This is a genomic window from Pedobacter sp. R20-19, from assembly GCF_000708265.2.
Classification (GTDB): domain Bacteria; phylum Bacteroidota; class Bacteroidia; order Sphingobacteriales; family Sphingobacteriaceae; genus Pedobacter.
Genome location: NZ_JCKI01000001.1, coordinates 210,696 through 237,018 on the forward strand (window position 1 = coordinate 210,696; position 26,323 = coordinate 237,018).

The window sequence follows — 26,323 nt, forward strand, 5'->3', positions numbered from 1 at the left end:
TATGTGCATTATCATTGATACCAATAGCTTAGCATCAGTATTTGATGTAAACTCCGCCAATCATTCGGCATTTAAACCGGTATTTGATTGGATTTTTTCTGGAAAAGGTAAAGTTGTATATGGAGGCACGAAATATCTAATTGAAATAAATAAGAGATACGTAGGAATATTTAACGAACTAAAGAATAAGCAGAAAGCAATCAGGGTAAGTGACGAGGCAGTTGATCAAATGGAAACCAATATATCTACCAAAATCGTTCACCCAGACTTTGATGATCAGCATTTGGTAGCCTTACTTATCGTTTCCAAAGCCAAATTAATTTGCTCTCTTGATCAACGGGCCTATAAATATTTCAAACATGAGCAATTCTTTAATAGAGCAAATGATCGACCCAAAATTTTTAGAGGTTCCAATAACAATAAAACCTTGCTTGTCGACAATAATATTGCAGACATATGCAAACCTTGTAAAATAAAATAACAAAATATAAAATTAACAAACTCAAAACGATTATGGGAAGTACAGGATCAGGATCATTTTCCGATTATTCTAAAAGGAAGCCTACGCAGCCACAGGACAACAACGGGGGAGCAAGCGGTGTCGATAAATGCGGAAAAGGTTTTTCCGCTAATTTAGAAGAAGTAAGCAGATGTTTTTATTTCATCAACTATGGCGTAGTTCCCGCATCTGGGGGAGGTGTCAAGGTCGCCTTCAATGGAAGTAGATTAGTTGTTGAAACTGCACTCGGTGAAGAAATAGGCTATCTTCCAACAAAGTACAACTATTTAAGAACCTGTTTAGACGACGGTTTTCAATATGCAGGGTCTATTTCAAGTTCAAAAAACACGCCTACCCCAAGTGTTTTAGTAGATATCGTGCCACTATAATGTCAAGAGTACTGTTGATTGGAGATGTTGTTGTCGATGTTACACTTAGATCGAAACAACAAGAGACAAAATTAAGAATGGGTGGGATCGTTCATGCAGCAAGAGGATTATGGGCACAAAATATTCCTTATTCGGTCGGCTATATTGCTCCAAGTTATCTCGATGATCAAATTAGAGATTATTTGAAAGCACATGATTGTGAAGAGGTCGTTAAAATTGGGGAAGTAACTGGTGCTCCTTATATATTTTTGATCCAAGAACCAAAAGAAATAGGTAATCAGGGGTATGAGTTTTTATTGCGCGAGGAAATCAAAATAGAATATATTTATGATAATATCAGTTACTTAGCTGAAAAAGAGCTTTCAGACACGCTGCTTATATCCGGAAATTACGATCTAGCAGATCTGATTTCAAGGCTTCCTGGAAAGATTCACATGGATGTAGCTAATAATGTAGGTGACCTTGAGTTCTTCAAAAATTTGGAAAAAAAAGTGAGCAGCTTATTCATCTCAACCTCATCCGCAATTTTTCAGAAATACTACAAAAATAACTTCCTCGATTTCGCTAACATATTTAAAACATACGTAGAAAAACTTATCCTGAAGGAAAACAGAGGGGGGAGTCGTGGATTTGTATTTGAAACAAATGAACTATTTTCTGCAGCTTCTCAAACAGCGCCAATCCAACACTCTGTCGGCGTCGGTGATGTGTTCGATACCTGTTTCATATCAAACCAACCTACAATGTCAAGTACTAACGCGTTGGTTCTATCTTCGTGGATTGCTTACGAATATGCCTCTACGTCTTATCCGGACGATTTTAAAAAGGGTGTGGAGCGAACGCTCAAATCTGATATAGCTGAATTAGCAAAGTTGGGCGGTGTTTCCTTAACTTGGGAAGAAAGAAAAGATATAAGTATATATATTGCTGCTCCCGATTTTGATCATGTAGATAAAACACCCATAGATTTGCTTGAGAATAGTTTATTGTACCATAATTTTAGACCTAGGAGACCGATTGTGGAAAATGGACTCATGGAGAAAGGAGCAAGCAAAACTCGTAAGCAAGAGCTATTTGAAAAGGATATGACACTGTTAGGCGAGTGTTCGATGTTAGTGGCCGTGTTATTATACAATGATCCAGGCACATTAATTGAAATCGGCTTAGCATCAGCCAGAGGAATTCCAACAATGGTTTACGATCCCTATAACCAAGCTGAAAATTGTATGCTTACCGAGTTACCTAATCTCATTTCAGATGATTTAGACGAAATCATCTCGGAAGTTTTTATCGAGAGTGCAAAAATAAAAAATAATGAAAAGTAAGGACGGCATTTTATTGGCTTCAGGTGGATTGGATTCCACAACAATGGCATACTGGTTACTGGATAAAGGAATAGACTTTGTTCCATTATTTTTAAATTATGGCCAGCACTGCGCAGATACCGAATTTGAAACATTAAAAACGGTTTTGCCCGAGTCATATAAGGGTAAAGTAGAATATGTTGACATCCAGTCGATTTACTCGAGATCTGAGTCTCGTTTTATTAAGCCCGCTAATCTTTGGGAGGAAGAAATTGCTGCCGATGATTTATATATTCCCTACAGAAATGTGTTAATGTTAACAATTGGTGCTACATTTGCACAAAACTTAGGATTATCAAATGTTTATTCCGCGTTTATAAATAGTAATCATGCTAAAGAAATTGATTGCTCGAATGAATTTTTCGATAAGATGGAAAATATGTTAGCAGATTATGGCTCGGTAAAAATTAATATGCCTTTTAGATATTTTTCAAAATATGAGGTTGCAAAGATAGGAATTGAACTCGGTGCTAATATCGGAGCTACATTTTCTTGCCAAGCATCTCCAGTTATTCCTTGCGGCGCGTGCCCGAATTGCGTAGATAGATTAGAAGCAATCAGGAAAATAGAGTCAGAATAAATTTATGGAAATAGTTTTTGAAGCTAGAAAGTTAGCCAATTATATTGGTGGTCTTGACACATTTGAAACGCTGTATGTAGAATCAGAATTTTGCTACCAACACATTGGTGCACTATTTGTTGATATTACTTTGCAAGCCGGATTAAATTATCAGTCTGTCGTTAAGCCGCGTGTCCAAAGAGTTTTGTTGAATTACCCTGAGGCTGATACGGTACTAAAATTTAGAGATGCAATTGAAGCCTGGGGATTAGAAACTATAATCAAGTGGAGAAATAGTATCAAGATTAATAGGTTGGAGCGATTGATTTCATTTGCCTTAGCAAATGAAATCAACACCTGCGCGGATTTCAAAATTTTTCTAATGAATGCTAATAACCGTGAGGAGTTTCAAAAATTAAATGGTGTTGGACCCAAAACTGTAGATTACACACTCAAGCTTTTAAATTTTGATACTGTTGCCGTAGATAGACATATCTATGCCTTCGTGGAGATGGCTGATGTAAAACCAGAAGGTTACGCGTTCACAAAAAAAGTAGTCGAATTCGCAGCTGACTTCCTCCAAATTTCTAGATCTTCAATGGATTATAGTATTTGGAAATATATGTCCAATGCTGAGCGGAGTTTAGATAAAAATACATCCCAACTTGAATTGGCGCTTTAGTTTAAAACACCATTAAACTCTTCGATTCGGCTCGCTAAGTTTCTTACACATTCTACTAGCCAATCTCGAAGCATCATTCCAGTACTGTTGACATGTTCTCATTTCTTGGCTTACTTGTTTTTTTGTACTTAATAAAAATTCTGTTTCTAACCGTTTTTTATTAGTGTTATTATTGATTTTGTATTGTCAATCGTTACATGCAACAATTCATAGCTATTAGTGTTTATTGACTTATAATTTTCTTAAGATTCAGAAGCTTTAGATTAATACTGCTTTAGAGCAATAAGCGCCTTAGCAATAGGTATATCCGCTTGCGCCAAATCGAAACTGAGTAGTTCTATTTTTTTTACCCATTGGATAGCATCATGCTCAGTTAAGGTGAAATCGGCTTGGATAAACTTACAGCAGTAAGCTATAAGCTCTATTTGAACCTGCTGATATTTATGAAAAATGGTTTTAAAATGTTTCTGTATTTCAACTTTAACTGAGAGTTCTTCCTTTAGTTCTCTCATGAGGGCATCGCTTTCTGATTCATTGGGCTCAACTTTTCCGCCTGGGAATTCCCAATAACCACCAAGAGGTTTTTCAGCTTTTCTTCTGCAGAGAAGTATTTTATCTTCCTTGAAAATAATACCGCAAACAACCCTAACTGTATCCATGAGCAAGGCGATGATAGGCTAGATTTAATAAATTTAGTTTATGCTTTTCTTTAAAAATTAGCTTTCCAGCTACATCGCCTAACAAGTTAAATTCATCTGAAATAGAAAATAGCCCTTTTTCAAACATTACATGATGGTGAGGGCACAAACATATTAGGTTGTTTGAATTATCATCTCCATTATGTGGTTTGCCTAGCGGTTTAATGTGTGCGCCTTCGGCATAACGGCCAACTTTGGTAATGATGGTTTCATTGCATATCTGGCATTGATAATTGTAGAGCTGTTTGACCTCTCTTGCTATTTTGGTGTCGCGAATTATTCTTAAAACGACGCTCTCTATACGTTTTTGTCCTTAGTAGCATAATCTAGTTCTATTTCTTCTGTGGTTTTCCTATTTGGATTAATACCTATGTATTCTAGCTTGTATCTGCAGATTTTAAAGCCACTTTTACCGATCTCCTGCCATGCATCTATCACACTGTAAAGGCCTGCGTACTTTTAGCCTTGTTTTGGAGAAAATGGGGTTTTGTGTTTTGCACCCCTAATTACTCTAACAGGTAATCCTTCGTCCATACTTTTTAATGATCCGGCATTGCCTCTGTTATTCCAGTCTTGGTCTTTAGTTTGCTTTTTACTGTCGCCTTCATTACCACCAGCGCCCGTATAAATGATTGTATCGCCGCGATCCTTGTCATCTTCGTAGCCCCCTGAAAGTACAATAGCGGCAACGCCTGTTTTCCCTGTTCCATCTATCCCTCCGGCCCAGTTTCTATGGAAACTATCATTCAATCTAATTCGTCTATCTTCAAATTGATAATCTTTTGGGATACCCTTTTATCTCTCCAAATATTATTGGTTTAGCCATTAAAAGTTAGCGTTTAATTTTGTTGCATTTAATAATGAAAAAACTAATCCTCTTATTTTCCTTCCTAACTTTACTAAAACCAATTCTCTAGAAATACAGATCTAATAAGTTATATTTGATATAACAGGAAAATCACCCAGAATGGGCAGGCCCGCCTTGCCATGAAATGTGTTTACAATTTTAGCAAATAAACTCACTAAATAAAATTGTAATGCACATGCGGCACGCTTGCGCCAGCGAGGGGAGACATCTGGGAAAAACCGTGGTCAGCGAAATATGACCGATTTGTCTAGAAGACATATTGACTTGCTATAAATGTCAATGTTAACGGAGGTTTCATTTCTGCTATTATGTGATACTATCACATCTTTTTATACTTAATTAGCGTTCATACATCGATATTTAAATATTTTAATTTATAATTGTGAAAAAACCACATATATGTTAGTTAGGCTTATCGTCAAAAATCTATTTTCTTTCCAGGATGAGGTTGAGTTTCATATGATTCCCGGCCAGGCATCTAGATTGAAACATCACAAGTATAAGATTGGTGAAAAGGAGTTATTAAAACTGTCTGCTATATATGGCGCTAACGGCTCAGGTAAATCAAACCTCGTTAAAGCATTAATTTTACTAAAACAATTTATCTTAAGCGGTAATATTCCAACAGCCTTGCAAAGAGGAAAATTTAAGCTGTCTAAGATATCTCAATCTTTCCCTGTAGAAATGGGTATTGAATTTTATTTTCAAAGCTCTTTATTTTTTTACAGTTGCTCGATGGACCAAGGAAAGGTTCTCGAAGAGTACCTATGTACTATCAATCCAAAAACAAATGATGACGAACTTATTTTTAGTAGGAAATCTGTAGATCAAGTTAACGAAGTTAAATTTTTTGAAGATTTTTATCACGATCCAGAAGCCAAAGTCCTCAGCGGACTGATAAGTAAAGATCTGTTGAAACCGAATCAATCTCTGATCAAAGTTGTCGAATCTTTATCTAATGCGGGATTCGATAAAATAAAACAGGTATATAATTGGTTTAATGATCAATTGACTATCATTACACCTTCAATGAAAGCAGCTAATATAGCTTTAAACTTTGACCTGAATCCGGCTTTGCGGAAATTTGCAGATGATATCATATGTAGTATTGGAGCAGGAATCTCAAGCGTAGATATAGAAAAAAAGGATTTAGAACATTACAAAGGTGCAATGGACGCAAAGGAGTTTGAAGAGTTAATTACCAATCTGCAGCAAGATCCTAAGAAAATTGCGCAATTGGAAGCAGCGGATGATGAGTTGTTTGCGGTAAATGAAAATGGCAAAATTGTTACTAAAAGACTTTTTCTCCAGCATAACGGACAAGAGGATAAAAACGTGCCTTTCAGTTTCTCACAGGAATCTGATGGTACTCGCAGAATTATCGAGTACATCCCCGCTTTATATCGATTAATCAATGAAGAAAAGGTATTTGTCATCGATGAAATCGAACGGAGCATTCATCCTATACTCATTAAAGAACTTATTTCAAAATTTTCGTTAGACGAGATGACAAAAGGACAACTTATATTCACTACACATGAGTCTAATCTCTTAGATCAACGCATGCTTAGGACCGATGAGATATGGTTTGTAGAAAAAAATAAGGTTGGGTCGACAAACATCTATTCCCTTAGCGAATACAAAGAGCACAATACCATTGACATTAGAAAAGGCTATCTAAATGGAAGATATGGAGCAATTCCATTTATAGCAAATTTACAGGACCTAAATTGGCATAAATATGTTGACTAGAACCAGACTTTATAGCAGAGTAGCGCCTGCTAAAGATGCTAAGCTGTTTCTGATTTTTTGTGAGGGGAGCTCAACAGAACCAAGATATTTCAAATATTTTAATGGGATAAATTCTCAAATTAGAATAGAACCAGTAGAAGCAGACGACCAGCAGGACAATACACCAACTGGATTATTAGCAGCTGCACAGATAGCCTTGATAGCTTCTGAGGAAAATCCTGCGCCGCAGTATCAACTTGTAGATGGCGATGAAGTCTGGTTCGCAATAGACACAGATCAATGGGGAGATAAAATTGATAAATTGAGGGAAGGTGCTTCCAAGTACGGTTGGAATGTGGCTCAAAGTAATCCTTGTTTTGAAGTGTGGTTGTATTACCATACTAATTCTGCTGCCCCAAACTTCGATGGGCACGAGCAGTCAATGGAGTGGAAAAATCAACTTAATACAATTCTTCCTGGAGGGTTTGATTGTCGAAAACATCCAATACTTATCCAGTCCGCGATTCTTAATACGAAATCTAGCCACATAAACATTAATACACCCTCTACAACGGAAATATACATCCTTGCGGAGCGATTTCTTCCCCTAGTAGAGAAAGAAATAAATCGTGCTTTATTGCTAATTTAGTTTTTCCTTTTAAATACTTAAGTTATGGGTAACCCGGCTCATATCCCAGACCATGGTGCGGCAAGAATTATGACTTTGAAAGTGTTCAAACTTGAAAGTGCTGCAGTAGTATGATTTTTTAAAGGTACCACTATATGCGAACTGGATTATTATTAAAGCAATTTCAGTTTGTTTCTCTTTTTTTAGGCTATTTAGATACAACATTGTTTAGTAGCTCTAGATAACGATGGTTTTTTAAATCTCTTTGAGCATCTGCTAGGATGGCAGTATAACTTTTTTCCACCTTCTTAAGCGTTAAAATTAAATAGTCCTCGTTGCAGATTGCCTTATGTTCGTTGATATACCAATGTTCAGCAACTAAAGTTTCTATAGCAGTGATTGAATTTTTCGATAAAAAAAAATCTCCCAACATGTATTTGATCACGTATCAACTTTAAAGTTGATGTGGCAGATTGCGCATGAAAAAAACATACCCTGAACTCCTAGTATGACTATCGTGATATTCTGAGGCTGGTTGATTTTAATATTCTAATCTATCGCTTAGGAAATACCTAAGTTTAGCAGAAGCTCTGAATAATATTTTCTCTCATCGGCCATTTAAATGCCGTAGATGATATGGCACGTATTAAAATCACTACTGAAATGATCAATATCGCTGCAATACCATATTGATTTACACCCATATTTTTTAAAAAGTTTCGAACATGTTTACTTGTAAATTTTATATACTTATTACCCTTAATATTTTTTTGTAGCTTTTTATTTCATTTATTCGTGTAGGTATCAAAAATTTTAGCATAGCGGTAAAATGTTGATCTGGTTAGTTGCAGACTTTTAAAATTTGTGCTGGCGTTTTATCCATGTCCTTATACACAGACCGCATAGCCAACAATTTGGAAATAGTATCTTTTATAAATCCTTTTGCTCTACCTTCTGTACGGCTTCTTGCCATTGCAGATTCTAAAGCAGCCTTAGTTCTCTCTCTGCTCAATTCTCTTTTGTCCTCTGCTAATGAAGCCATTATATTTAGAAAAGCCTTCCTGTATCGAAAACTAATTTAGTGGTTAACTTATTTATTGTATGATGTTAGACTTTGGAATCTTATAAATAGTCATGCTGTATTTGAAGAAAACGAAAACTAATCAGTTATATTTGATATAACAGGAAAATCACCCGGAATCGGCAGGCCGCGTTAGCTTGCTTTTTTTAAATCATTTCTGCAACATAGTTATCGACTAGGATATTTGATCGATAAGAAGATACATGCTATAATTCAGGTGTTTTGTTTTCGTATTTAAAATCAATTAACTCTTTCAACGGAATTTTCAAACCTTCCGCTAAGGCTACCATTGTAATTAGGGTTGGGGAAGACAAGCCTTTTTCAATTTTATGAATTTGGCTATGTTCAACATCACAAAGCTGTTCTAGAATACGAAGGCTTATGTCTTTACGATTTCGCAGTTCTTTAAGATGAGCACCAAATGATTTTAATAATTGATCTTTTCTGATTTCGTCCACCTAACAAATAGAGAAAAATGAGATAATTTATTTGTAGGTCTATTTGCATACAAAGAAAGGTTTTATTATATTCGTTTATTATAATTAGGTATTAATAAGAGTCTTGCAACTTCAGAATCTCACGCCGTTGAAGCAAGACAGCAGATTAATACCCATATCTATGTGTAGTTGTATATATTTGTACATCGAAATAGATGTGGGGCTGCTGTAATTCCATTTCAACGTAAGGCGTGAGAACTTTAATGAAGTTATGGTTTGCAGCCTCACATGTATTGTGAAAGCTTTTCCAACAAGACTCGTGTTTCATCAATACGAGTATGAACCAGAAAGAAACAGCAGTACAAATAAATGCTACGCTTCATCCCAAAGCGGTACCTGTTTTTGTGTTCTATTCAAATCCAAAACAGTTGTATCATGTTACTCATCCCATTGATTGTCCTTTTGATTATTTGTACGCTTTAAAGCCAAAAAACCCTGTTTAGTTTAGAGGGCGAACCCTGTTCCGTTCATAATAGCTTGATTAAGGTTAGAGGTAACTTACCAGGTTTTAAACGGACAGGGTTTTGCTTTTTTTGCTCAGGCAAAGCAGTAAATGCTTAAACTATGGAGACATAACGTAGATCGTAAAGCGATTTCCGATTCTTTGCTTCGTAGGATGACAGCCTTTACAGCATAGCAAGCTTTGGCCTGCCCATCAATTGCCTGGCCTTAACGACCATTTTTTTTATCATCAGCTAACAAACAATATGCGAAAAATACACTTATTCATCGCCCGGGCATGGCCATGCCCAAAAAACCGGAAGGCATTATATATAAAAACCCTGCAGCATCCTATTAATATAGGATATACCCTGCTGGTCTTAATGCTTGCTTTATTTAATACCAATGTAAAAGCGCAAGTTCTTGCCAAGCCGAACACCCTGTTGATTGGTGATAAGGTACCCAACCTGATACTGGAGAAAATACTGAACCATAAAGACAGCACCGCTACCCTGGGCGCATTTAGGGGCAAGGCCCTTATTCTTGATTTTTGGGCCACCTATTGCACCGCCTGTTTAAAGGAGTTTCCCAAAATGGATTCCTTGCAAAACCGCTATGGTAAAAACCTGCAGATCCTGTTAATCAACACCTATGAAAAGGACGATGAAGGCACCCTGCGCCGGTTTATCGATGCCCGTAAGGCAAGGGGTAGTTTCAACTTAGCGGTGGTTCAATCAGATGCCGCTTTGCGCAAAGTATTTCCGGTAAAAAGCATGCCACACTACATCTGGATCGGGGCCGATGGACGGATCAAGGCCATCACCGGGGCGGCAGCGCTAACCGGAGCCCCTATCGAACGCCTGATAGCAGGCCTTTCGCTTAACCTAAACACCAAACCCAACCGACATGAACTATTTTAACGCACACCGGCTCAGGCCATACGCTTTATGCATCGGCATCAGCCTGCTATGGCTATTGGCCAGCTTGGGTACTTCAGCGCAAACGCTCCTTAAACTCACCGGCCACGTAACCGATTTAGACGGCAAGGGCATTAATGCCACGGTGCGCAGCCCGGCTGCGGCAGTATTGGCTGCTGGTGGCCAGTTTGAAATCAATAAACCAAAGAATGGTGATACCATCCGCTTTACGGCCACGGGCTATACGGGCATTTACCGCATTTATGCAGGTGCAAATTTTCTTTCGGTAAAAATGACCGAAGCCGTGAAGCAACTGGATGAGGTGGTGGTGCAAACCGGTTACCAAACCGTAAAGCCCAATGAAATTAACGCCGCTGTTTCGCTTATTAATGAGCAGGCCTTAAGTGCCCGGGTGGGGAGCAATATACTCGATCGGCTGATAGGGCAGAGTAGCGGCCTAATGTTGCAAACCGGCAAAAGCAATGGCAACCCGCAAAATACCACCGGCCTCACCATCAGGGGGCTGGGCACCATTAACGGCCCGCTCGATCCTTTGATTGTACTGGATGGCTTTATTTATGAAGGGGATATCAGTAACCTTAACCCCAATGATGTAGAAAGTGTATCGGTACTCAAAGATGCCGCCGCTGCTTCCATTTGGGGTGCACGGGCAGGAAACGGGGTAATCGTCATCACCAGTAAACGGGGAAAATTAAACCAGGCCATGCAGGTGGCATTTAGTGCCGGTTATGTGGTACAGACACTACCAGAACTCAAGAAAATGAACCAGCTGGAAGCCAGCGATTACATGATGGTAGAAAGGCAATTATTTGATGCCGGATATTTTAACGATCGCATCAACACAACGCCTTTTTATGCCTTAACGCCTGCGGTAGAAATTTTGCTGGCCATGCGCAACGGAACGCTTAACCGGCAGGCCGGTGAGAGCCAACTAGAGACATTAGGCCGGCAGGATACCCGCCAAGCCTACCTGGATAACTTTTACACCCAGGCGCTTACCCAACAATACAATTTAAGTTTAAAGGGCGGTGGTGAAAAAAACAGCTATTTACTGAGTGCAGCTTATGACCGTACCAAAGGCGAAACCTACAACACCACCGCTAAACTGAACCTGCATTTTGCCAACGATTTTAAGATCACCAAAAACCTGGCCTTAAGTACCAATATGTATTATACCAACAGCACTGCCAACAGTGGCCGGCCGGCTTTTAACAGCCTGTCCATAGGAGGCCGTTATCCGGCCTATCTGGATTTTGCCGGTGGTGCTAAAATGGCCTACCAGTACCGGCCGGCCTATACCGATACACTGGCCGGTGGCAAACTGCTCGATTGGGCCTATTACCCGCTGGATGATTACCGGTATAACCAGTACCAAACGAAAACACAGGAGTTCTTTGCCAGTGCCGGCCTGCGCTACCAGATTGTAGATGGCTTAAATATACAGCTGAGTTACCAGTATCAGAAACAGGATGTAACCTTAACGCAAACGGCCGATGCAGCAAGTTATGCCGCACGCAACCTGGTGAATACCTACAGCCAGTACAATCCGGCTACAGGGCAAATCAAATACATTGTACCCAAAGGTGGCATACTAGCCACCAATACCACTGCTGTAAATTCATATACCGGAAGGGCCCAGTTAAACTACAATAAAATATTTGGCCTGCATGCAGTAAATGCCATGGCCGGGGCCGAAGCCAGATCTGCCGGCACCCAAGCAGGCAGCAACAGGCGCCTAGGCTATCAGGCCGATCCGCTATACTTTAGTGTGGTAGATGAGCTCACCTATTACCCCGAACTGCTTACTGGTACCTACAGCCAGCTGGCAGGCAGCAATACCTTAACGCAAACCGATTACCGGTTTGTGAGCCTGTATGCCAATGTGGCCTACAGCTACAGGGGACGCTATACGCTGAGCAGCAGCATCCGCCGCGATGGCTCCAATATATTCGGGGCCAATACCAATGATAAATGGAAGCCTTTATGGAGTGCAGGCCTGGGCTGGAAACTGGCTGAGGAAGGTTTTTATAACCTGGACTGGCTGCCCGTATTCACCTTAAGCAGCACCTTTGGTTATAGCGGCAATGTTGATTTAACCAAAACGGCATTGCCCATAGCCACCTACGCCACCAACAGCACCACCGGCCTGCCTTTTAGCCGGATCCAGGCCATCAATAATCCAGACCTTCGTTGGGAACAGCTTTCACAGCTTAACTTCAAACTGGACTTTGAACTGCAGCGGCAGTACCTTACTGGTTCATTTTCATGGTACGTTAAAAAAGGCACCGATTTGTATGGAAACGCCCCCTACGATTATACCACATGGGGTGCTAGAAGCGAATTGGTGCGGAACATTGCAGGGATGAAAGGTTATGGTTTTGATTTAGACATACACAGCAAAAACCTAAATGCCGGGCAATTCTCCTGGAACACGGATTTGTACCTGAGCTATAACCAGAGCAAAACCACCAAATATTATAGCGCAACTGGCACTGGCTTATACGGTATCCTATCCGGGGGCACCTATATTACCCCGATTGAAGGCTATCCCCTGTATTCAATAGCCGCTTATCGATGGGGTGGGCTAGATGCCAGTGGTAACTCACAAGGCTATTTAAACGGAGCCTTAAGTACGGATTATGCAGCCATAGCTGCAGAGGCTGCAGCAAGTGGTGCCAACCTGGAATACAAAGGCTCGGCAAGTCCTACCTATTTTGGTTCTTTAATCAATACGTTTAGGTGGAAGAGCCTGAGCCTATCTGTAAACCTGAACTATAAACTGGGTTACCAAGTACGCAAACCGTCACTGGCCTATAGCCAGCTCATTAGCAATGGCACTGGGAACAGGGAGTTTGCACAACGTTGGCAAAAGCCAGGTGATGAACTGCTCACCAATGTACCTGCTTTTATTTATCCTGCCAGCAGTGCCCGTGATGCCTTTTATGCCGGATCAACAGTGAACATCATGCCCGGCGATCATATCCGGCTGGATTATGTCCGCCTGGCGTATAATGTAAATACGACCCTGTGGAAATTCCCTTTTAGAAACCTAGAAATCTATTCAGGCTTACAAAATGCAGGTATTTTATGGAAAGCCAACCGATATGGTTATGATCCTGATTATACTAATGTAGTGCCCCCGGCCCGACAGTTCATTTTTGGATTCAGGGCTGCATTTTAACCGCAAACATTTCTTTAATACATGATTAATCTATTGAACTGCAAGATGAAAAAGATATACAAATTAATATTACTAACGAGTTTATATGGCACTACCGCCATATTGGGTTGCAAAAAATACCTCGAAGTAAAATCTGATGCCCGGCTGGTGGTACCGACCTCCATTAGTGACGCCCAGGGCCTGATGGATGATGCGGCAAATATGAACTTGCGTACCTCACCCTCTTATGGTGAGGCCACTGCTGATGACATCTTTTTACCGCCGACCAGCTACCAGGCAGTTGGCAACACCGCACAGGACGTGTACACCTGGAAACCTACGCCCTACCAGTTCGTTAACGACTGGAGCCTGGGCTATCTGGCCATTTATAACAGCAACCTATGCCTGGAAATACTGGATAAGGTAACGCGCCTGAGCAACAATGCCGGGGAATGGGATAATGCTGCTGGGAGTGCGCATTTTTACAGAGCCTATTACTTGCTGATGTTGACAGGCCAGTACGGCTTGGCTTATGATGAAAACACGGCTTCTAATGATTTAGGGGTATCACTTCGTTTACAAACCAATTTCAATATTCCTTCTAACAGAGCAACGGTGGCTGAATGTTATCAGCAGGTGATTGATGATGCCCAAAAGGCCTTTCAGCTACTACCTAACTATGCCGCGCACCAGATGCGGCCATCAAAAATGGCAGCTGCTGCACTCTTGGCCAGGTGTTACCTGTATATGCACAACTATGAAACAGCCTTAAAATATGCACGGGAGGCGCTTGCGCTCAATAGCCAACTCATCAATTATAATGGCGATGCCGATCTAATTTCTTTAAGTAGTACTACACCTTTTAGGAAATTTAATAAAGAAACCATTTGGTATGCAGAGTTGTCTGGCGGCTTTGGGGTACATGCCCTGTTGCGCGCAAGAATTGACAGCAACCTGTATGCCAGCTACGCCGCGAATGATTTGCGTAAAACTGCCTATTTCAGGGCAGCCGCACCCTACCAGCAGTTTAAGGGCAATTATACCGCAAATATTAATGTTAACTTTTCTGGTTTTGCCACCGATGAACTATACCTGATCAGTGCAGAATGCAAGGCCTGGTTAAATGATGTTGACGGTGGGATGGCCGACCTGAACACCCTATTGAAAACCCGTTTCAAAAATACTGCTACTTATGTGCCCTTAACGGCAGCCAACCGGGCAGAAGCATTAACAAAAATCAGAACGGAAAGAAGAAAAGAGCTGGTATTGCGGGGCCTGCGTTTTTACGATATCAAACGCTACAACAAGGAAGGTGCAAATATTAATTTAACCCGGGTAGCAGCAGGCCAGACCTATACCCTTAAAGCCAATTCAGGTTATTATGCCCTTCCGTTGCCCACTGATATTATACAGCTTACGGGAATGGCGCAAAACTAAAGCAAAAAGGGCAGCCGGAATTTCCAGGCTGCCCTTTTTTTAAAACCAGTGTGAACTTATTATTCAATACTGCGGTTCTGGATTTCCATACCTGCATCTGCACTGCCCGCCACGTAGGCATTACTTGAGTTAAATGCGGCAGCGCTAATGTTCAGGCTTGATTTTAGCGTAGGCGTGCTTCCCGGGTTAACATAGGTTTCATCAACGGTAATTAAACAGGCTTGCTGAGGGTTCTCATCACAGCCTGCCGCTGATGGATCATACAACCATTTGCTTTCATCCTCTACATTGGCTTTACTGTGGTTGGTATCATTATACCTGAACGTGTACTGCACCCTTTTTGAATGGGTAGCTTTAAAGGCTGAACCGGTAAATACCAGGGCGATTCCAAAAGCAGCGGCAAGGATGCCTGTGCTTAATTTTTTAAATGTTGTTTTCATGATTTAGGAATGCTTTATTGCATTTGAAAAAGCAAACGAAAAAGTTGATTTAAGATTGAGGGTTAACCCCTCGTTTGTTTAAGTGATAAGTTGATTGATGCTTGCTGTTGACCTCCTTTCTTGATGATATTTATAATAGAAACAAAAACCGTTTAAGGCAATAAGGCCAAGGTTAAACCAGAGGTGGTTTTTCCAACTCATTTTAGAAATGAAACCCCCGCAGCTGCATGGTGTATGTGGAAAATAATGCCCGAGTACCAGCAGGACATACACAGTGAAGGCCAGCAGCAACAACAGTGAAAGAGATAAACCAGCCATTTGCTTATTCAAGATCAGAAGCAATGCAACCAACCCTTCCAATAGGGGAAGTAAATAGGTAAGCAAAGAGATGAAGCCTGGAGAAAAAGGCTGCTCATTCATCTGATTATGATAATGGGCCAAATCGGCCACCTTAACGATGAAGGCATAAGACCAGAGTGCAATAAGGAGGTGTATACCTATGGCATTAACAATATGATATATATCCGGTTTCCTGTTCATAACGTTTTAATTGAATAGCACAAGTTAGGATGACCAGCTGGGTGAATGATGGTCAATTAAGCACCATAATATTATGAATCGGCACTACATATGGTCTTTTTTGCATACGCTTGCTGATCGCTGGCGATTGTATTGGAAAAGATATTAAAACTTTAACAGGCTAAAGTAAACAGGAAATGGTAACAGGTTCAGGTTAAGCTACGATCAATCATAGCCTTTATCCATAGCGCAGATGCTTGATGGTACTGATACTCATACCTAGAAATGAAGCAATGTGTTTAAGGCTGGCATGCAATAACAACTGGCTGTGATGCTCCAGCAAAAATTGGTATCGAACAGCCGTTTCCTGGTGTTGCAGCAAATCAAGGTACTGGCTCAATCTGGTATTGGTATTTTCTAAGACGGCCTGGTTAATAAAATGATATTCAGGAAAAAGCTCATGCAAATATTTAACATGTACGTATGAAAGGCAAATGACAGTGGAACGCTGGATGAGGGAGATACTGGTTTGGGAAGGTAACCGGCCACAAAAACCGGAAAAGGGCATAATCAATTCATTGCGCCAATACCATAAGGTGACGTCATCATGGTTTGTATCATCATAACGATGCACGCGGGCGGTACCATTAACAATGAACCACAGTGCTTTGGGTATTTCGCCCTCACTAAGCAACACATGGTTTTTCGGAAAGGTTTTTTCAATAATACTGGCTTGTAAATATTCTTCAAGCGCTTTTGATACTGGATAGAAACTATCAAGGTAATCCTTTAATTTTTTAAAGTTACACATAGGCTTCAGTTAACCGGTAATAAACACATGGGATGTGAACGGAAAGAAGGATGATCAGGGGTGATTTACCACAATTGATGTCGGTCAAATGATTGTGGCGGTTAAAAGCATTATTCGTACATAATCTTGTAGACTAAACGTTCCTCTTCAAGATAAGCACCACTGGCTGTAGCGCTCACCTTTTTCTCTTTATGTACCACAACTACTTTATCCTGCGCTTCAGCAGTATTTGCTGAATGTTTGCCGCTGGGGGTCTTAATGAAAGAGACAGGTAACCGTTTGCCAACAAACCTGCTTAGTTCAGCCGCGGCTGCGGTAATAAACAGATCACTAATTTTGTTCAGATAATCAAGCTGGCTGTTCTGAAGCTCGAAATTTGAACCCACCCACAATTTAAAATTGGCTACTATTAATCCTGCATGTTGCTGAAGTTGTTGGTCTGGCAGTGCATAAATTTCTTTTAGCAGACCCTGAAGCCCATCGGCATCTAGTTTGAATTTCCTCATAGATAAAGTTTTTAATACGCAACATTGCGATAACCAAACTTATTCAATCTAAAGCCAAAAAAAATCTATTAATCCAGCCGCGGTTAACAAATAGCCCAATTATCTAATCAAAAGGTGCTGATAGTAATTTAAACTGCCAGAAAACAGTAAATATCCGCCCGAATATTTTGTGTGGATGTATGACTACAAAAAACTAATCATAAAGGAATATCCTTGTATTTTTTTTAATAAAATTTTTTTTATATATTCTCATTTCAAACAATATATTTCCTTTTTTATGCCTCTACTTTCGGATCAAAAAATACATTACCCGTCTTTTTACGGCAGGTTTATTTTAGCGGCATTGGTATCAGTTTATATTGTAGTAGAAGGACAGGTAAGATCAGTTAACGAATTAGTTTATGACCCAAATGTTTACATCACTCTTATATTCAGTGTAGCCATTGCACTTGCATTGATTAATTACATCCATCAGGTTTCTCTACTGTTAGATAGATGGTATCCATGGGCATCCTATTTTAATAAGCGCCTGGCATTTCAGCTATTGTTTTGTGCCTTGATCCCCATATATTTTGACTTGGTTTTAATCAAATTCTTTTTCTGGCTTTTTATGCAGGATTTTAAAAAGAGTGCATATCTGACTTCAGAATTTCCCCTCGCCAAAATGCTGATTTACCTGATGAATATCTGGTATATGAAAATTAAAATAGGCTATACAGATAATCAGCAAACCTCGGAAATTACCAGGAAGGGTAATGACTCCCGTCTGAATGAAACAATAGAACATGACCGAGCTCAGGTATTTGAAGGGGTGTTAGGGAAAAAGAAGCGTGTTTTCCATGTGAAGGAACTAAATTACTTTAAACGGGAAGCGGGTACAGGCAAAGCTTCACTAACAGATGGAACTACATGGTTTATCGACTTCAATACAAGAGAAATAGAAAACCTGCTGGATCCGGATCAGTTTATCAAAATAAACAGGAATGTAATCCTTTCTTTTAATCTGATTGATAGTTATACAAGCGATTGTAAAAAAGGAGAAGTTATTCTTAAGCCAGATGTTGCTTTTGATGGCGACAAAAGTATTACCAGAGATCAATTTCAGGAATTTAAAATAGCTTTCAAAAAGTTTGTCGAAAGGCAATAGTTTTTCGTCCGGGTGTGGAAAAACGATTGTTTGTTGAAAACACCTGATATACAAAAGTACTTTTTAAACCAAGTTTTTTTATAAATTTAGATGTCGGTCAAAATACCCTTTCAACATTTTTTAAAGTGCATTCAGAATCTGTGAAGCATTAAATAGCTTCTATCCCCACTGTGCTGAATGCCTTCATACCTGAATATTGTGTATATGAAAAAGATCGATACTTTGATTAAAATCCTTTATAACATTTATCTGCTGTTAAAAGAAAACCCTGCCTTAATTACGCCGCTACACCCTGGCATGAAAGACGAACAATTGACGCGCCAGGAAGTAAAAGATTACCTCAAAATTAGTGAAAGCACCTATAAACGCAAAGTAAAAGACGGCACTTTGAAACCCACCAAAATGCCTGGTGGTGATCGTTTTTATAAAAGTGAATTGCTTGCTGCTTTTGAAGAAAGCCATCGCCGTGGCCGCACCTGATGCATTGCACTTTATTGCAGATAGATTAACCCTTTGTTAACCCTTTCTCTACCTGCCGTTAACCTTTTCTGTACCCATTGGTAACCCTTTGCTAACCTTGTAAGTAAAGTTAAGGTAACCAGATCATAATGAAACAGCTACGATATACAAGATTGCCTGCAGTATGATCATAACAGTGGTTGCGTATAGACCAATTATTTGCCGTGGCAGTAAATTCGGCAAGTAATTGATTTATGCCTATATACCCTTAATATTCCTTGCAAGCAATTCAAATCAGCTCAAAATAGCCCAATATTGTTCATTTAGGTTCAAAATATAGGCACCACCTGCCATTGCGCTAAGTTTGAGACATGGATTTAAAATATACCGGTATGAAAACATCCATTTAAGATTATTCACATTTAAAAATTAAAATTATGGGAGCGTATTCAAAAGGTGCCAATGGCACATTCTCAGGCAAGGTAGGCAGCGTGATAGGCAGTAGCTGGCGCAGTATTGATTACATCAGGAGTTTGCCTAAAAAATCGAGTAAAGAAGCCACTAAAGACCAGGTGGCACAAAGAACCAAATTTGCCATGGCGCCGGTTTACCTTAGGCCAATAAAGGATATCCTGAACATTGGTTTTGGCGATAAGAACCTGAACAAAACCACGGGCTATAATGCCGCAGTGAAAATTTTCTTAACCCAGGCCATCCAAGGCGATTATCCAAACTTTAACGTTGACTTTTCAAAAATAGTCATGAGTAAAGGATCATTGTCTGTTTTCCATTCACTAGCAGTTACTTTAACAGGTAGTGATCTGGTGTTGACCTGGCAAAGCATTTTAAACCGTTACAATGCATTTTCTGATGATAGCCTGATGGTAATGGTTTTCAATGAAACCAAGATGATGTATCTCATTTATGAAGATATGACGCGTATTGATTTAACCTATACCATCAATATGGGTACAGATTTTTCAGGAGATGTACTGTATATCTGGGCCTTTGCGATCAAAAGGGAAGGCGATATCGTTGGTAATAGCCAGTACTTAGGTACGGTTACCCTACCTTAATTATTTATCAATTTATCTGAATGGCTGTTTGCTTAAAGTTAACGTAATCTAATTCCTAAAACAGAACGGTAACAGTGAACAGCCATCCACAAATTAGAATATCATGAAAACACTTATTTTAAAATTAAGAGCGGCAAATTTTTCAAATCTTCCTGAAATCGCATTTGTTAGCTTTCTTGCCATTTTAACATGGAATACCTTAGCTAGGGTACTGTTACATTTTGATAGCACCACTGCCTTACCCGATCCGGGAATCTGGCAAATGGTTTATTTAAGCGCATTGCTTTTTATTGGCTGGCTGCTGCTGGCCTGGTACCTGATACATTATTTTTGGCATCGCCTGGGCCTAGTATCCTTAATTCATCTGATTTCACATTTCAACACTTTAGCATTATGGCAACAATTAGGATTTTACTGGGCATCATTTGCCTTGTTTTTACTGGCGGGCATTGCGTGTTTAGCAGCAGTATTTTAGCCAAGGCTTTCGTGGATGGCGAGAAGCACACAGTAGTTATAGGAAGAGGTAGTTCAAAAATAAGGATCGGGAAGCTGTGTGGTGTAGAAAAATCATTTGGACTTTTTACCAACAGCGCAACAGTAATTTCGGTTCAGCAACGCATCATCACCATTGCTCAATCACAGATTGGTGTTCGGGAAGCCACAGGTCATAATGATGGCCGCCAGATAGAAGCCTATTTGCATTATACCGGTTTAAAGAAGGGCAACCCCTGGTGCGCCGCTTTTGTCAGCTGGGTATTTGGGCAGGCAGGCTTTTGCCAGCCTGTAACTGCCTGGAGTCCAAATTTATTTCCGATCAAACGGCGTACCACCAACATTGGCCCTGCAACCATATTTGGCGTATATTTCCCATCACTTAAAAGAATTGCCCATTGTGGTTTAGTAGCGCAAAAGAATGGCCATTGGTTAATTACCATTGAAGGCAATACCAATATGGACGGCAGCCGGGAAGGTAATGGCGTGCACAGAAAACGCCGTCTGGTACAAAGTATTAAACTTTTTGCTGATTGGATAAAACAGGAAGGAGGCGACCATGCGCATAGATAATATTGGTTTTATGCTGTTAATTTTAATGTGCTGTGCTTGTAGCAGCCTAAAAAATACAAAGCAATTTCTGCAACAGCAGGCCCTGAGTGAAACCAACAGCTATAGCCATAATGATGAAACCATGCAAAGCAGCAATACAGAACAGATTACAGATAGTGGCAGCACAGCGTATGATGTGCAGATTACACCTGTAGGCCCTTTCACTTATAATACTTTGAGTGGTTTTCAGGGTACGGCCACAAAAGTGATCCTGAAAGGAAAACAACAACATAAAACGTTGCAACAGCGTGAAACTGTCAATTTAAGGCACCTTGAGCAAGCAAACCTGGTGAAGGACAAAGGAGAATACCGCAAGGTGGAAAAGAACCAGGTAAAAACCAGGAGAGCGATTGCCGCATGGCTCTGGGTAAGCCTGTTTATTGTAGCCTTATCAGGATGCGTCTATCTTTTGGTACGGTATTGGAAATAATGGCATTTATAATTTAAAACAACAAGCCACCCGCAATTGCAGGTGGCTTGCTTTAACAATCGGTATGACGGAGATTCATAAAGAAAATGCCTTTGCCTGTACAATATTTACTTAAAATTCCTTCCACCATGAAAAGCATCTTTAGCCACTTCTTCCCTTACCTGGGTTCTTTTATCGTGAACCTTGTAAGGCGCTGTTCTTTCATCGCCACGTGCCAGTGTTAATACCGGCAAATCATCTACCTCCCGTTGCACCAGCTTACCCAGCATTTTGGTAAAATCAAAACACTTACTTACAATCACATGTACCACCTGGCCTTCCCTTTGCAAACGGCCTTCTACCATAAGTAGCCTGGCATGCAGGATTTCCTTTCTGTAAGTTTCAAAAAGCTTCTCAAATACCACCAGGTTTGAAAATCCTGATTCATCTTCAATAGTTATAAAGCAAACCCCACCGGCTGTTCCGGGGCGTTGGCGCACCAATACCAATCCGGCTACCTTAACCAACTGTCCATTTGTTGTATCATGATTAATGGTATGGCAAGAGCGAATGTTAAGCATATCCAGTTGTGGACGCACAAAGCTCACCGGGTGCGCTTTCAGGGATAACCCTACCGTTGCATAATCCTGTACCACATGTTCGCCCATACTCATCAGCGGCAACTTAACCTGCGTTTCCAGTATACTTTCAGATGCCTGCCCTTTAAATAGTTCTATCGGTATATCCTGTAAAGCAGAAATTTCCCATAATGCCTTTCTTCTATCTAGCCCCATTGACCGGAATGCATCTGCATCTGCAAGTTTTTCCAGTGCGGCTAATGAAACACCTGCATCACGTAAGGCGGTAATATTGGTATAGCCCTGTCCGTTGCGTGCATTAACCAAAATATCTATATCCTCTGTCCTTATCCCCTTGATTTCGCGAAAACCCAAACGAAGAGCCAGGTAGCGCCCGGTTTTTTCTTCCAAACTATTATCCCATAAGGAATGGTTTACATCCAATTCACGCACTTCTACAGTATGTTTTTTCGCATCAATCACAATCTGAGCAGGCTGATAAAAGCCCATTGGCATACTGTTTAGCAATGCGGCAGCAAACGCATCAGGATAATAATGTTTTAACCAGCAGGATACATAAACCAGTAAAGCAAAACTGGCCGCATGGCTTTCAGGAAAACCATAACTTCCAAACCCTTCCAGCTGCTTAAATATGCGCTTGGCAAATTCCAGGCTATAACCTTTTGCCAGCATGCCGTCAATTAATTTTTGTTCGTATTGGTTAACCAGCCCCTTGAACTTAAAAGTAGCCATGCTCCTTCGCAAACCATCTGCCTCAGCAGGCGTAAATCCTGCTGCTACAATTGCAATTTTCATGGCCTGCTCCTGAAAAAGCGGTACACCTAGTGTCCTGCCCAAAATTTCTTCTAACTCTTTGGATGGATATACAATATCCTCTTCACCATTCCTTCTCCTTAAATATGGATGCACCATGTCGCCCAGGATTGGGCCTGGCCTTACAATGGCCACTTCGATTACCAAATCATAAAATTCACGTGGTTTTAATCTTGGTAGCATCGACATCTGTGCCCGGCTTTCGATCTGGAAAACGCCTAAAGTATCAGCCACACAAATCATATCATATACCTCAGGATCATCCTGTGGTATATTGGCCAAAGTATATTGCATGCCATAGTGATCGCGGCAGAGGTCAAAGGCTTTTCTTATACAGGTTAACATACCCAAGGCCAGCACATCTACCTTCAAAAATCCCAGTGCATCAATATCATCCTTGTTCCACTCAATGTTAGTGCGGTCTTCCATCCTGGCGTTCAGTATTGGGCAAAGATCAGTCAATTTGCCTTGCGTAACTACAAAACCTCCGGTATGCTGACCTAGCTGCCGAGGAAAACCTATCATTTGTTTGGTGAGCTCCAGCGTTTTGATCAGGTGCGGATCATCCGGGTTCAATCCTGATTCTGTTACCCGTTTGCCATCGAACCATTCGTCGGTATGTTCCCATAGTGATCCCGACAAGCGGTTAATCGTATCTACTGAAAGGCCCATAGCTTTACCTACATCGCGGATGGCACCTTTTTGGTGTTGCTGGGTAACTGTAGCTACTATAGCTGCACGGTCACGGCCATACTTATTATAAATATACTGGATGACTTCTTCACGCCGTTCATGTTCAAAATCCACATCAATATCGGGCGGCTCATTCCTGGCCGGAGAGATGAACCGCTCAAAAAGTAGGTCAAATTTCATCGGGTTGACTGAGGTGATGCCCAGTACGAAACAGATCGCCGAATTGGCTGCCGAGCCCCGGCCCTGGCATAGTATTCCACGCGAACGTGCTTCCCTTACAATGTCTTCCACAAATAGAAAGTAATTGGCATAATCCATTTCCTTTACAAAAGCCATTTCATGATTAATCATGTTCACCACTTTTTCAGGTACGGTTTCGCCATAAAATGCATATGCGCCCTTCCAGGTCAGGTATTCCAACTCCTCTAAAGGAGAACGCCCGCTCTGGTTGATCTCTTCCGGATATACATATTTCAATTCATCCAGTGAAAAATGGCAGGCCTCTGCGATGACCATCGTATTTTTAATCGCTTCGGGATATTTCCTGAACAGCCTTTCCATTTCAGCTACTTCCTTCATGTATCGCTCCGCATTCTGGTGCAGGCGGAAACCGGCCTCCTGTATCGTGCACTTTTCCCGGACACAGGTCAGTACATCCTGCAATTCACGGCGTGAAGGATCATGATAATGCACATCATTAGTGGCCACCACCGGAATTCCGTAAAAATCTGAAAGCTGCGAGGTTCGAAAGATCAGCTTATCATCATTACCCCGATAGGTTCTGGTTGCGGCTAAATAAAGCTGACCACCCAGGGCTTCCTGATACTGACCAACTGCAGCAATAAAAGCCGGATCATACTCAAACCTCCGGTTTAGTACACCTGGCATGACAAGGGTAAAGATCATCCCCTTGCGATGGGCATACACATCAGCCCTTGAAATATGGCAGGAACCTTTTTCCGCCCGCATGTTGCCGAGGGTTAGCAATGCTGATAATCGGCCGTAGGCTTCTTTATCTGTAGGGTAAGCCAGCAAGCTTGGTCCATCCAGTAAATCCAGCCTGCAGGCCGGGATTAGCTGTACATTTTTTTCCCGGCAAGCTGCATGTGCCCGGACAATACCTGCTAATGTATTGCGGTCGGTGATTGCGATCTTTTGGTACCCATATGTTGCTGCCTGGTTAACCAGCTCATGTGCATGGGAAGCCCCACGTAAGAAACTGAAATTTGAAGTCACCTGTAATTCACTATATCCCATAACACCTTCAAGCAAAAAATCCATGAATGAACCACTTGTATTTTTGTTCCCCGCCGTAGTGCCCGGAACGGAACAACCAGTACCGTCCGCCTTTTTCATCCTCTACCTGATAATAATCGCGGTGCTCACCCTGATCCAGCCACCATTCCCGTTCAATGCGCTCCGGGCCGTCTGCCTTGACCACATGGTGCTGCATCCCTTTGTAAATAAAAAATTTAGGCGGATGATCAGGAATCAGGGCCATCACTTCAATCGGGTCTGGCTGCTTTAGCAATTCAGTTGGACGGGGCTGATCTATCCGCCACTCTGTTGTTTTTTTTTCGGTAATTGATCCGGCTCGAGAAATTGCCCGCTCCGGCCAGTAACGGGTGGCAGGCAGGTAACGATGGATAACCTCTGCGCCAACCTTACCGGCTACCCGGTCGATCAACCGCATTACACTTTGGCTGTCTAACCCTGATTGGACTGTCCACATTTGTTCCTGAGGCACTTCCACATCATCCACCTTTGGCGCGTCAAGCACAAAAAGTTCAATGCCAAGGGCTGGCCGAATCTGATCAATCTTCAATTGGAAAAGCTTAAACAAATGGCTTATACTATGTGTAGCATAGCTGGTGCCAATAGATACCTGCACCACTTTACCATCAATCCGGTAACCGGTTAATATACCGGTGCGCAAACCTTTACCTTCTGATTGCATGTGTTTACAAAGCAGCTCCAGCATCTTACTTATAGCGATTTCAATTCCTGCCCGGGTTTTGATCGGATCTAAACATGGTAAACGTTCCTGGAATGGAACCGGCAACTGTAAAGGAACAAGTATATCATCCGCCGTACCCAGCGCCTGCGCCAGCCGCAACAGGAAACTTTCTCCGAAACGCCTGCGCAATACGGATCTCGGCATAGTCATAAAACTTTTAATCTGGTAAAACCCGAGCTTATGAAGCTTGGTGAGTATTGGTTGCTCCAACCGCAAAGCCTCAGGTGCCAGGTCAAGCAAAGCCTCAGGATGACTACCTGCCGGGATCAGCGGCGTTACTTTGCCGAAATGTGAAACTGCCCAGGCAGCGCCGGGTGTATCAGCGATGGCTACCCTAACCGTATAGCCCTTACTTTTTAACCTGGAAATGATCTCTTTAAGGTATTCCCGCTCCCCACCCCACAGGTGCGCGCATCCGCTGACATCTAGCAACAAGCCATCCATACCGAAATCATCAATAGCCACAATCGGGGAATAGCGAACACACCATTCGCCAAGCCCGCGCAACAAATTGCGAGGTCGTTCCGGCTTATCATCCAACACTTCCAGCCCATGACAAATCGCTTTGGCATCGGCTGCCCGCATACCAGGTTTTACCCCAGATTCAGCAGCTAAGGAACTTACCGCTGTGATCATCATGCGGCCATGATCGGGCGCAGCAAATACAAAAGGCACTCCTGCTAGTTCAGGGCGGCGGATCAGCTGCCAGTCGGCCAGTAGCTGGCGGAACCATATGGAAACAAAACGTCTTTGCATGC

Annotated in this window: 28 protein-coding genes; 17 read left to right on the forward strand and 11 right to left on the reverse strand. The window is 41.3% G+C overall.

The window, feature by feature from the left end:
* Position 1: 1 nt before the first annotated feature.
* The 5 genes from AN34_RS00960 to AN34_RS00980 are packed head-to-tail and all read left to right on the forward strand — an operon-like array spanning position 2 to position 3,493.
* Positions 2-481: a hypothetical protein gene (locus AN34_RS00960; protein WP_029281354.1), complete on the forward strand. Its 480-nt coding sequence runs from the start codon at positions 2-4 to the stop codon at positions 479-481.
* 32 nt (positions 482-513) lie between these two features.
* A complete protein-coding gene (locus AN34_RS00965) occupies positions 514-888 on the forward strand; it encodes a hypothetical protein (protein WP_029281355.1) in 375 nt (124 codons plus the stop codon).
* On the forward strand, positions 888-2,213 hold the full coding sequence (locus AN34_RS00970; RefSeq protein WP_029281356.1) for a nucleoside 2-deoxyribosyltransferase: 1,326 nt from the start codon (positions 888-890) through the stop codon (positions 2,211-2,213). Before AN34_RS00965 ends, AN34_RS00970 begins: the two co-directional genes overlap by 1 nt.
* Complete coding sequence (locus tag AN34_RS00975; RefSeq protein WP_029281358.1) at positions 2,203-2,832, forward strand: 7-cyano-7-deazaguanine synthase; 630 nt, start codon at positions 2,203-2,205, stop codon at positions 2,830-2,832. Before AN34_RS00970 ends, AN34_RS00975 begins: the two co-directional genes overlap by 11 nt.
* Positions 2,833-2,836: 4 nt before the next feature.
* Positions 2,837-3,493: a hypothetical protein gene (locus AN34_RS00980; protein ID WP_051666129.1), complete on the forward strand. Its 657-nt coding sequence runs from the start codon at positions 2,837-2,839 to the stop codon at positions 3,491-3,493.
* 263 nt (positions 3,494-3,756) lie between these two features.
* On the opposite strand, the gene AN34_RS00985 is transcribed toward AN34_RS00980, so the two are convergent.
* From AN34_RS00985 to AN34_RS00990, 3 genes are all read right to left on the reverse strand, one after another.
* Positions 3,757-4,152, reverse strand: a complete 396-nt coding sequence (locus AN34_RS00985) for a (deoxy)nucleoside triphosphate pyrophosphohydrolase (protein ID WP_029281362.1) — start codon at positions 4,150-4,152, stop codon at positions 3,757-3,759.
* Positions 4,139-4,492 (reverse strand): HNH endonuclease, encoded by a 354-nt coding sequence (locus tag AN34_RS22075; RefSeq protein ID WP_082468287.1) that lies wholly within the window; start codon positions 4,490-4,492, stop codon positions 4,139-4,141. The genes AN34_RS00985 and AN34_RS22075 overlap by 14 nt, the downstream gene beginning before the upstream one ends.
* Positions 4,493-4,650: 158 nt before the next feature.
* Positions 4,651-4,941, reverse strand: coding sequence for a YDG/SRA domain-containing protein (locus AN34_RS00990; protein WP_051666131.1), 291 nt, complete (start codon positions 4,939-4,941; stop codon positions 4,651-4,653).
* A 517-nt stretch (positions 4,942-5,458) separates the two neighbouring features.
* Here AN34_RS00990 and AN34_RS00995 point away from each other — a divergent pair.
* Together AN34_RS00995 and AN34_RS01000 are read left to right on the forward strand one after the other, a co-directional pair.
* On the forward strand, positions 5,459-6,811 hold the full coding sequence (locus AN34_RS00995; protein WP_029281364.1) for an ATP/GTP-binding protein: 1,353 nt from the start codon (positions 5,459-5,461) through the stop codon (positions 6,809-6,811).
* Positions 6,801-7,439 carry an RloB family protein gene (locus AN34_RS01000; protein WP_029281366.1) on the forward strand — a complete coding sequence of 213 codons (639 nt, stop codon included), beginning with the start codon at positions 6,801-6,803 and terminating at the stop codon, positions 7,437-7,439. Before AN34_RS00995 ends, AN34_RS01000 begins: the two co-directional genes overlap by 11 nt.
* 820 nt (positions 7,440-8,259) lie before the next feature.
* Here AN34_RS01000 and AN34_RS01010 read toward each other — a convergent pair.
* Entirely contained in the window at positions 8,260-8,460 is a 201-nt protein-coding gene (locus tag AN34_RS01010; RefSeq protein ID WP_051666133.1) for a hypothetical protein, read from the reverse strand.
* Between the two features lie 245 nt (positions 8,461-8,705).
* On the reverse strand, positions 8,706-8,957 hold the full coding sequence (locus AN34_RS01015) for a helix-turn-helix domain-containing protein (RefSeq protein WP_051666135.1): 252 nt from the start codon (positions 8,955-8,957) through the stop codon (positions 8,706-8,708).
* A 317-nt stretch (positions 8,958-9,274) separates the two neighbouring features.
* Here AN34_RS01015 and AN34_RS21540 point away from each other — a divergent pair, with 317 nt between their 5' ends.
* The 4 genes from AN34_RS21540 to AN34_RS01030 all read left to right on the forward strand — a co-directional run bounded on the left by AN34_RS21540 (position 9,275) and on the right by AN34_RS01030 (position 14,972).
* Positions 9,275-9,439 carry a hypothetical protein gene (locus tag AN34_RS21540; RefSeq protein WP_157263155.1) on the forward strand — a complete coding sequence of 55 codons (165 nt, stop codon included), beginning with the start codon at positions 9,275-9,277 and terminating at the stop codon, positions 9,437-9,439.
* Positions 9,440-9,703: 264 nt separating this feature from the next.
* The gene (locus AN34_RS01020) at positions 9,704-10,357 is read left to right on the forward strand and encodes a TlpA disulfide reductase family protein (protein WP_029281372.1); all 654 of its coding nucleotides are present in this window, start codon (positions 9,704-9,706) and stop codon (positions 10,355-10,357) included.
* Positions 10,344-13,556: a SusC/RagA family TonB-linked outer membrane protein gene (locus AN34_RS01025; protein ID WP_029281374.1), complete on the forward strand. Its 3,213-nt coding sequence runs from the start codon at positions 10,344-10,346 to the stop codon at positions 13,554-13,556. The genes AN34_RS01020 and AN34_RS01025 overlap by 14 nt, the downstream gene beginning before the upstream one ends.
* Positions 13,557-13,601: 45 nt before the next feature.
* On the forward strand, positions 13,602-14,972 hold the full coding sequence (locus AN34_RS01030) for a RagB/SusD family nutrient uptake outer membrane protein (protein WP_029281376.1): 1,371 nt from the start codon (positions 13,602-13,604) through the stop codon (positions 14,970-14,972).
* Between the two features lie 59 nt (positions 14,973-15,031).
* Here AN34_RS01030 and AN34_RS01035 read toward each other — a convergent pair whose 3' ends face one another.
* From AN34_RS01035 to AN34_RS01050, 4 genes are all read right to left on the reverse strand, one after another.
* A complete protein-coding gene (locus AN34_RS01035) occupies positions 15,032-15,412 on the reverse strand; it encodes a hypothetical protein (protein WP_029281378.1) in 381 nt (126 codons plus the stop codon).
* Between the two features lie 78 nt (positions 15,413-15,490).
* Positions 15,491-15,952 carry a MauE/DoxX family redox-associated membrane protein gene (locus tag AN34_RS01040; protein WP_051666138.1) on the reverse strand — a complete coding sequence of 154 codons (462 nt, stop codon included), beginning with the start codon at positions 15,950-15,952 and terminating at the stop codon, positions 15,491-15,493.
* Between the two features lie 217 nt (positions 15,953-16,169).
* Positions 16,170-16,742: a Crp/Fnr family transcriptional regulator gene (locus tag AN34_RS01045; protein ID WP_029281382.1), complete on the reverse strand. Its 573-nt coding sequence runs from the start codon at positions 16,740-16,742 to the stop codon at positions 16,170-16,172.
* A gap of 110 nt (positions 16,743-16,852) precedes the next feature.
* Positions 16,853-17,248, reverse strand: a complete 396-nt coding sequence (locus AN34_RS01050; RefSeq protein ID WP_029281385.1) for a hypothetical protein — start codon at positions 17,246-17,248, stop codon at positions 16,853-16,855.
* A 277-nt stretch (positions 17,249-17,525) separates the two neighbouring features.
* Here AN34_RS01050 and AN34_RS01055 point away from each other — a divergent pair, with 277 nt between their 5' ends.
* The 6 genes from AN34_RS01055 (at position 17,526) to AN34_RS01080 (ending at position 21,464) form a co-directional block, all read left to right on the forward strand.
* Complete coding sequence (locus AN34_RS01055) at positions 17,526-18,395, forward strand: LytTR family transcriptional regulator DNA-binding domain-containing protein (protein ID WP_197285465.1); 870 nt, start codon at positions 17,526-17,528, stop codon at positions 18,393-18,395.
* Between the two features lie 204 nt (positions 18,396-18,599).
* The gene (locus AN34_RS01060) at positions 18,600-18,875 is read left to right on the forward strand and encodes a helix-turn-helix domain-containing protein (protein WP_029281390.1); all 276 of its coding nucleotides are present in this window, start codon (positions 18,600-18,602) and stop codon (positions 18,873-18,875) included.
* A 416-nt stretch (positions 18,876-19,291) separates the two neighbouring features.
* Positions 19,292-19,930 carry a DUF6266 family protein gene (locus AN34_RS01065; RefSeq protein ID WP_029281392.1) on the forward strand — a complete coding sequence of 213 codons (639 nt, stop codon included), beginning with the start codon at positions 19,292-19,294 and terminating at the stop codon, positions 19,928-19,930.
* Between the two features lie 103 nt (positions 19,931-20,033).
* On the forward strand, positions 20,034-20,405 hold the full coding sequence (locus AN34_RS01070; RefSeq protein WP_051666140.1) for a hypothetical protein: 372 nt from the start codon (positions 20,034-20,036) through the stop codon (positions 20,403-20,405).
* A complete protein-coding gene (locus AN34_RS01075) occupies positions 20,324-20,995 on the forward strand; it encodes a peptidoglycan-binding protein (protein WP_231625464.1) in 672 nt (223 codons plus the stop codon). Before AN34_RS01070 ends, AN34_RS01075 begins: the two co-directional genes overlap by 82 nt.
* Positions 20,982-21,464, forward strand: a complete 483-nt coding sequence (locus tag AN34_RS01080) for a hypothetical protein (protein WP_029281399.1) — start codon at positions 20,982-20,984, stop codon at positions 21,462-21,464. Before AN34_RS01075 ends, AN34_RS01080 begins: the two co-directional genes overlap by 14 nt.
* Positions 21,465-21,571: 107 nt before the next feature.
* Here the strand turns inward: AN34_RS01080 and AN34_RS01085 are convergent, their stop codons facing one another.
* Together AN34_RS01085 and AN34_RS01090 are read right to left on the reverse strand one after the other, a co-directional pair.
* Positions 21,572-24,904 carry an error-prone DNA polymerase gene (locus AN34_RS01085; RefSeq protein ID WP_369818068.1) on the reverse strand — a complete coding sequence of 1,111 codons (3,333 nt, stop codon included), beginning with the start codon at positions 24,902-24,904 and terminating at the stop codon, positions 21,572-21,574.
* Positions 24,813-26,321 (reverse strand): DNA polymerase Y family protein, encoded by a 1,509-nt coding sequence (locus AN34_RS01090; protein ID WP_029281402.1) that lies wholly within the window; start codon positions 26,319-26,321, stop codon positions 24,813-24,815. Before AN34_RS01090 ends, AN34_RS01085 begins: the two co-directional genes overlap by 92 nt.
* Between the last annotated feature and the right edge of the window lie 2 nt (positions 26,322-26,323).

Bases quoted from the DNA above. Each gene is read 5' to 3' on its own strand.
- AN34_RS00960 (WP_029281354.1), top strand. From the start codon at position 2: ATGTGCATTATCATTGATACCAATAGCTTAGCATCAGTATTTGATGTA.
- AN34_RS00965 (WP_029281355.1), top strand. From the start codon at position 514: ATGGGAAGTACAGGATCAGGATCATTTTCCGATTATTCTAAAAGGAAG.
- AN34_RS00970 (WP_029281356.1), top strand. From the start codon at position 888: ATGTCAAGAGTACTGTTGATTGGAGATGTTGTTGTCGATGTTACACTT.
- AN34_RS00975 (WP_029281358.1), top strand. From the start codon at position 2,203: ATGAAAAGTAAGGACGGCATTTTATTGGCTTCAGGTGGATTGGATTCC.
- AN34_RS00980 (WP_051666129.1), top strand. From the start codon at position 2,837: ATGGAAATAGTTTTTGAAGCTAGAAAGTTAGCCAATTATATTGGTGGT.
- AN34_RS00985 (WP_029281362.1), bottom strand. From the start codon at position 4,152: ATGGATACAGTTAGGGTTGTTTGCGGTATTATTTTCAAGGAAGATAAA.
- AN34_RS00995 (WP_029281364.1), top strand. From the start codon at position 5,459: ATGTTAGTTAGGCTTATCGTCAAAAATCTATTTTCTTTCCAGGATGAG.
- AN34_RS01000 (WP_029281366.1), top strand. From the start codon at position 6,801: ATGTTGACTAGAACCAGACTTTATAGCAGAGTAGCGCCTGCTAAAGAT.
- AN34_RS01010 (WP_051666133.1), bottom strand. From the start codon at position 8,460: ATGGCTTCATTAGCAGAGGACAAAAGAGAATTGAGCAGAGAGAGAACT.
- AN34_RS21540 (WP_157263155.1), top strand. From the start codon at position 9,275: ATGAACCAGAAAGAAACAGCAGTACAAATAAATGCTACGCTTCATCCC.
- AN34_RS01020 (WP_029281372.1), top strand. From the start codon at position 9,704: ATGCGAAAAATACACTTATTCATCGCCCGGGCATGGCCATGCCCAAAA.
- AN34_RS01025 (WP_029281374.1), top strand. From the start codon at position 10,344: ATGAACTATTTTAACGCACACCGGCTCAGGCCATACGCTTTATGCATC.
- AN34_RS01030 (WP_029281376.1), top strand. From the start codon at position 13,602: ATGAAAAAGATATACAAATTAATATTACTAACGAGTTTATATGGCACT.
- AN34_RS01035 (WP_029281378.1), bottom strand. From the start codon at position 15,412: ATGAAAACAACATTTAAAAAATTAAGCACAGGCATCCTTGCCGCTGCT.
- AN34_RS01040 (WP_051666138.1), bottom strand. From the start codon at position 15,952: ATGAACAGGAAACCGGATATATATCATATTGTTAATGCCATAGGTATA.
- AN34_RS01045 (WP_029281382.1), bottom strand. From the start codon at position 16,742: ATGTGTAACTTTAAAAAATTAAAGGATTACCTTGATAGTTTCTATCCA.
- AN34_RS01050 (WP_029281385.1), bottom strand. From the start codon at position 17,248: ATGAGGAAATTCAAACTAGATGCCGATGGGCTTCAGGGTCTGCTAAAA.
- AN34_RS01055 (WP_197285465.1), top strand. From the start codon at position 17,526: ATGCCTCTACTTTCGGATCAAAAAATACATTACCCGTCTTTTTACGGC.
- AN34_RS01060 (WP_029281390.1), top strand. From the start codon at position 18,600: ATGAAAAAGATCGATACTTTGATTAAAATCCTTTATAACATTTATCTG.
- AN34_RS01065 (WP_029281392.1), top strand. From the start codon at position 19,292: ATGGGAGCGTATTCAAAAGGTGCCAATGGCACATTCTCAGGCAAGGTA.
- AN34_RS01070 (WP_051666140.1), top strand. From the start codon at position 20,034: ATGAAAACACTTATTTTAAAATTAAGAGCGGCAAATTTTTCAAATCTT.
- AN34_RS01075 (WP_231625464.1), top strand. From the start codon at position 20,324: ATGGCAACAATTAGGATTTTACTGGGCATCATTTGCCTTGTTTTTACT.
- AN34_RS01080 (WP_029281399.1), top strand. From the start codon at position 20,982: ATGCGCATAGATAATATTGGTTTTATGCTGTTAATTTTAATGTGCTGT.
- AN34_RS01085 (WP_369818068.1), bottom strand. From the start codon at position 24,904: ATGAAAAAGGCGGACGGTACTGGTTGTTCCGTTCCGGGCACTACGGCG.
- AN34_RS01090 (WP_029281402.1), bottom strand. From the start codon at position 26,321: ATGCAAAGACGTTTTGTTTCCATATGGTTCCGCCAGCTACTGGCCGAC.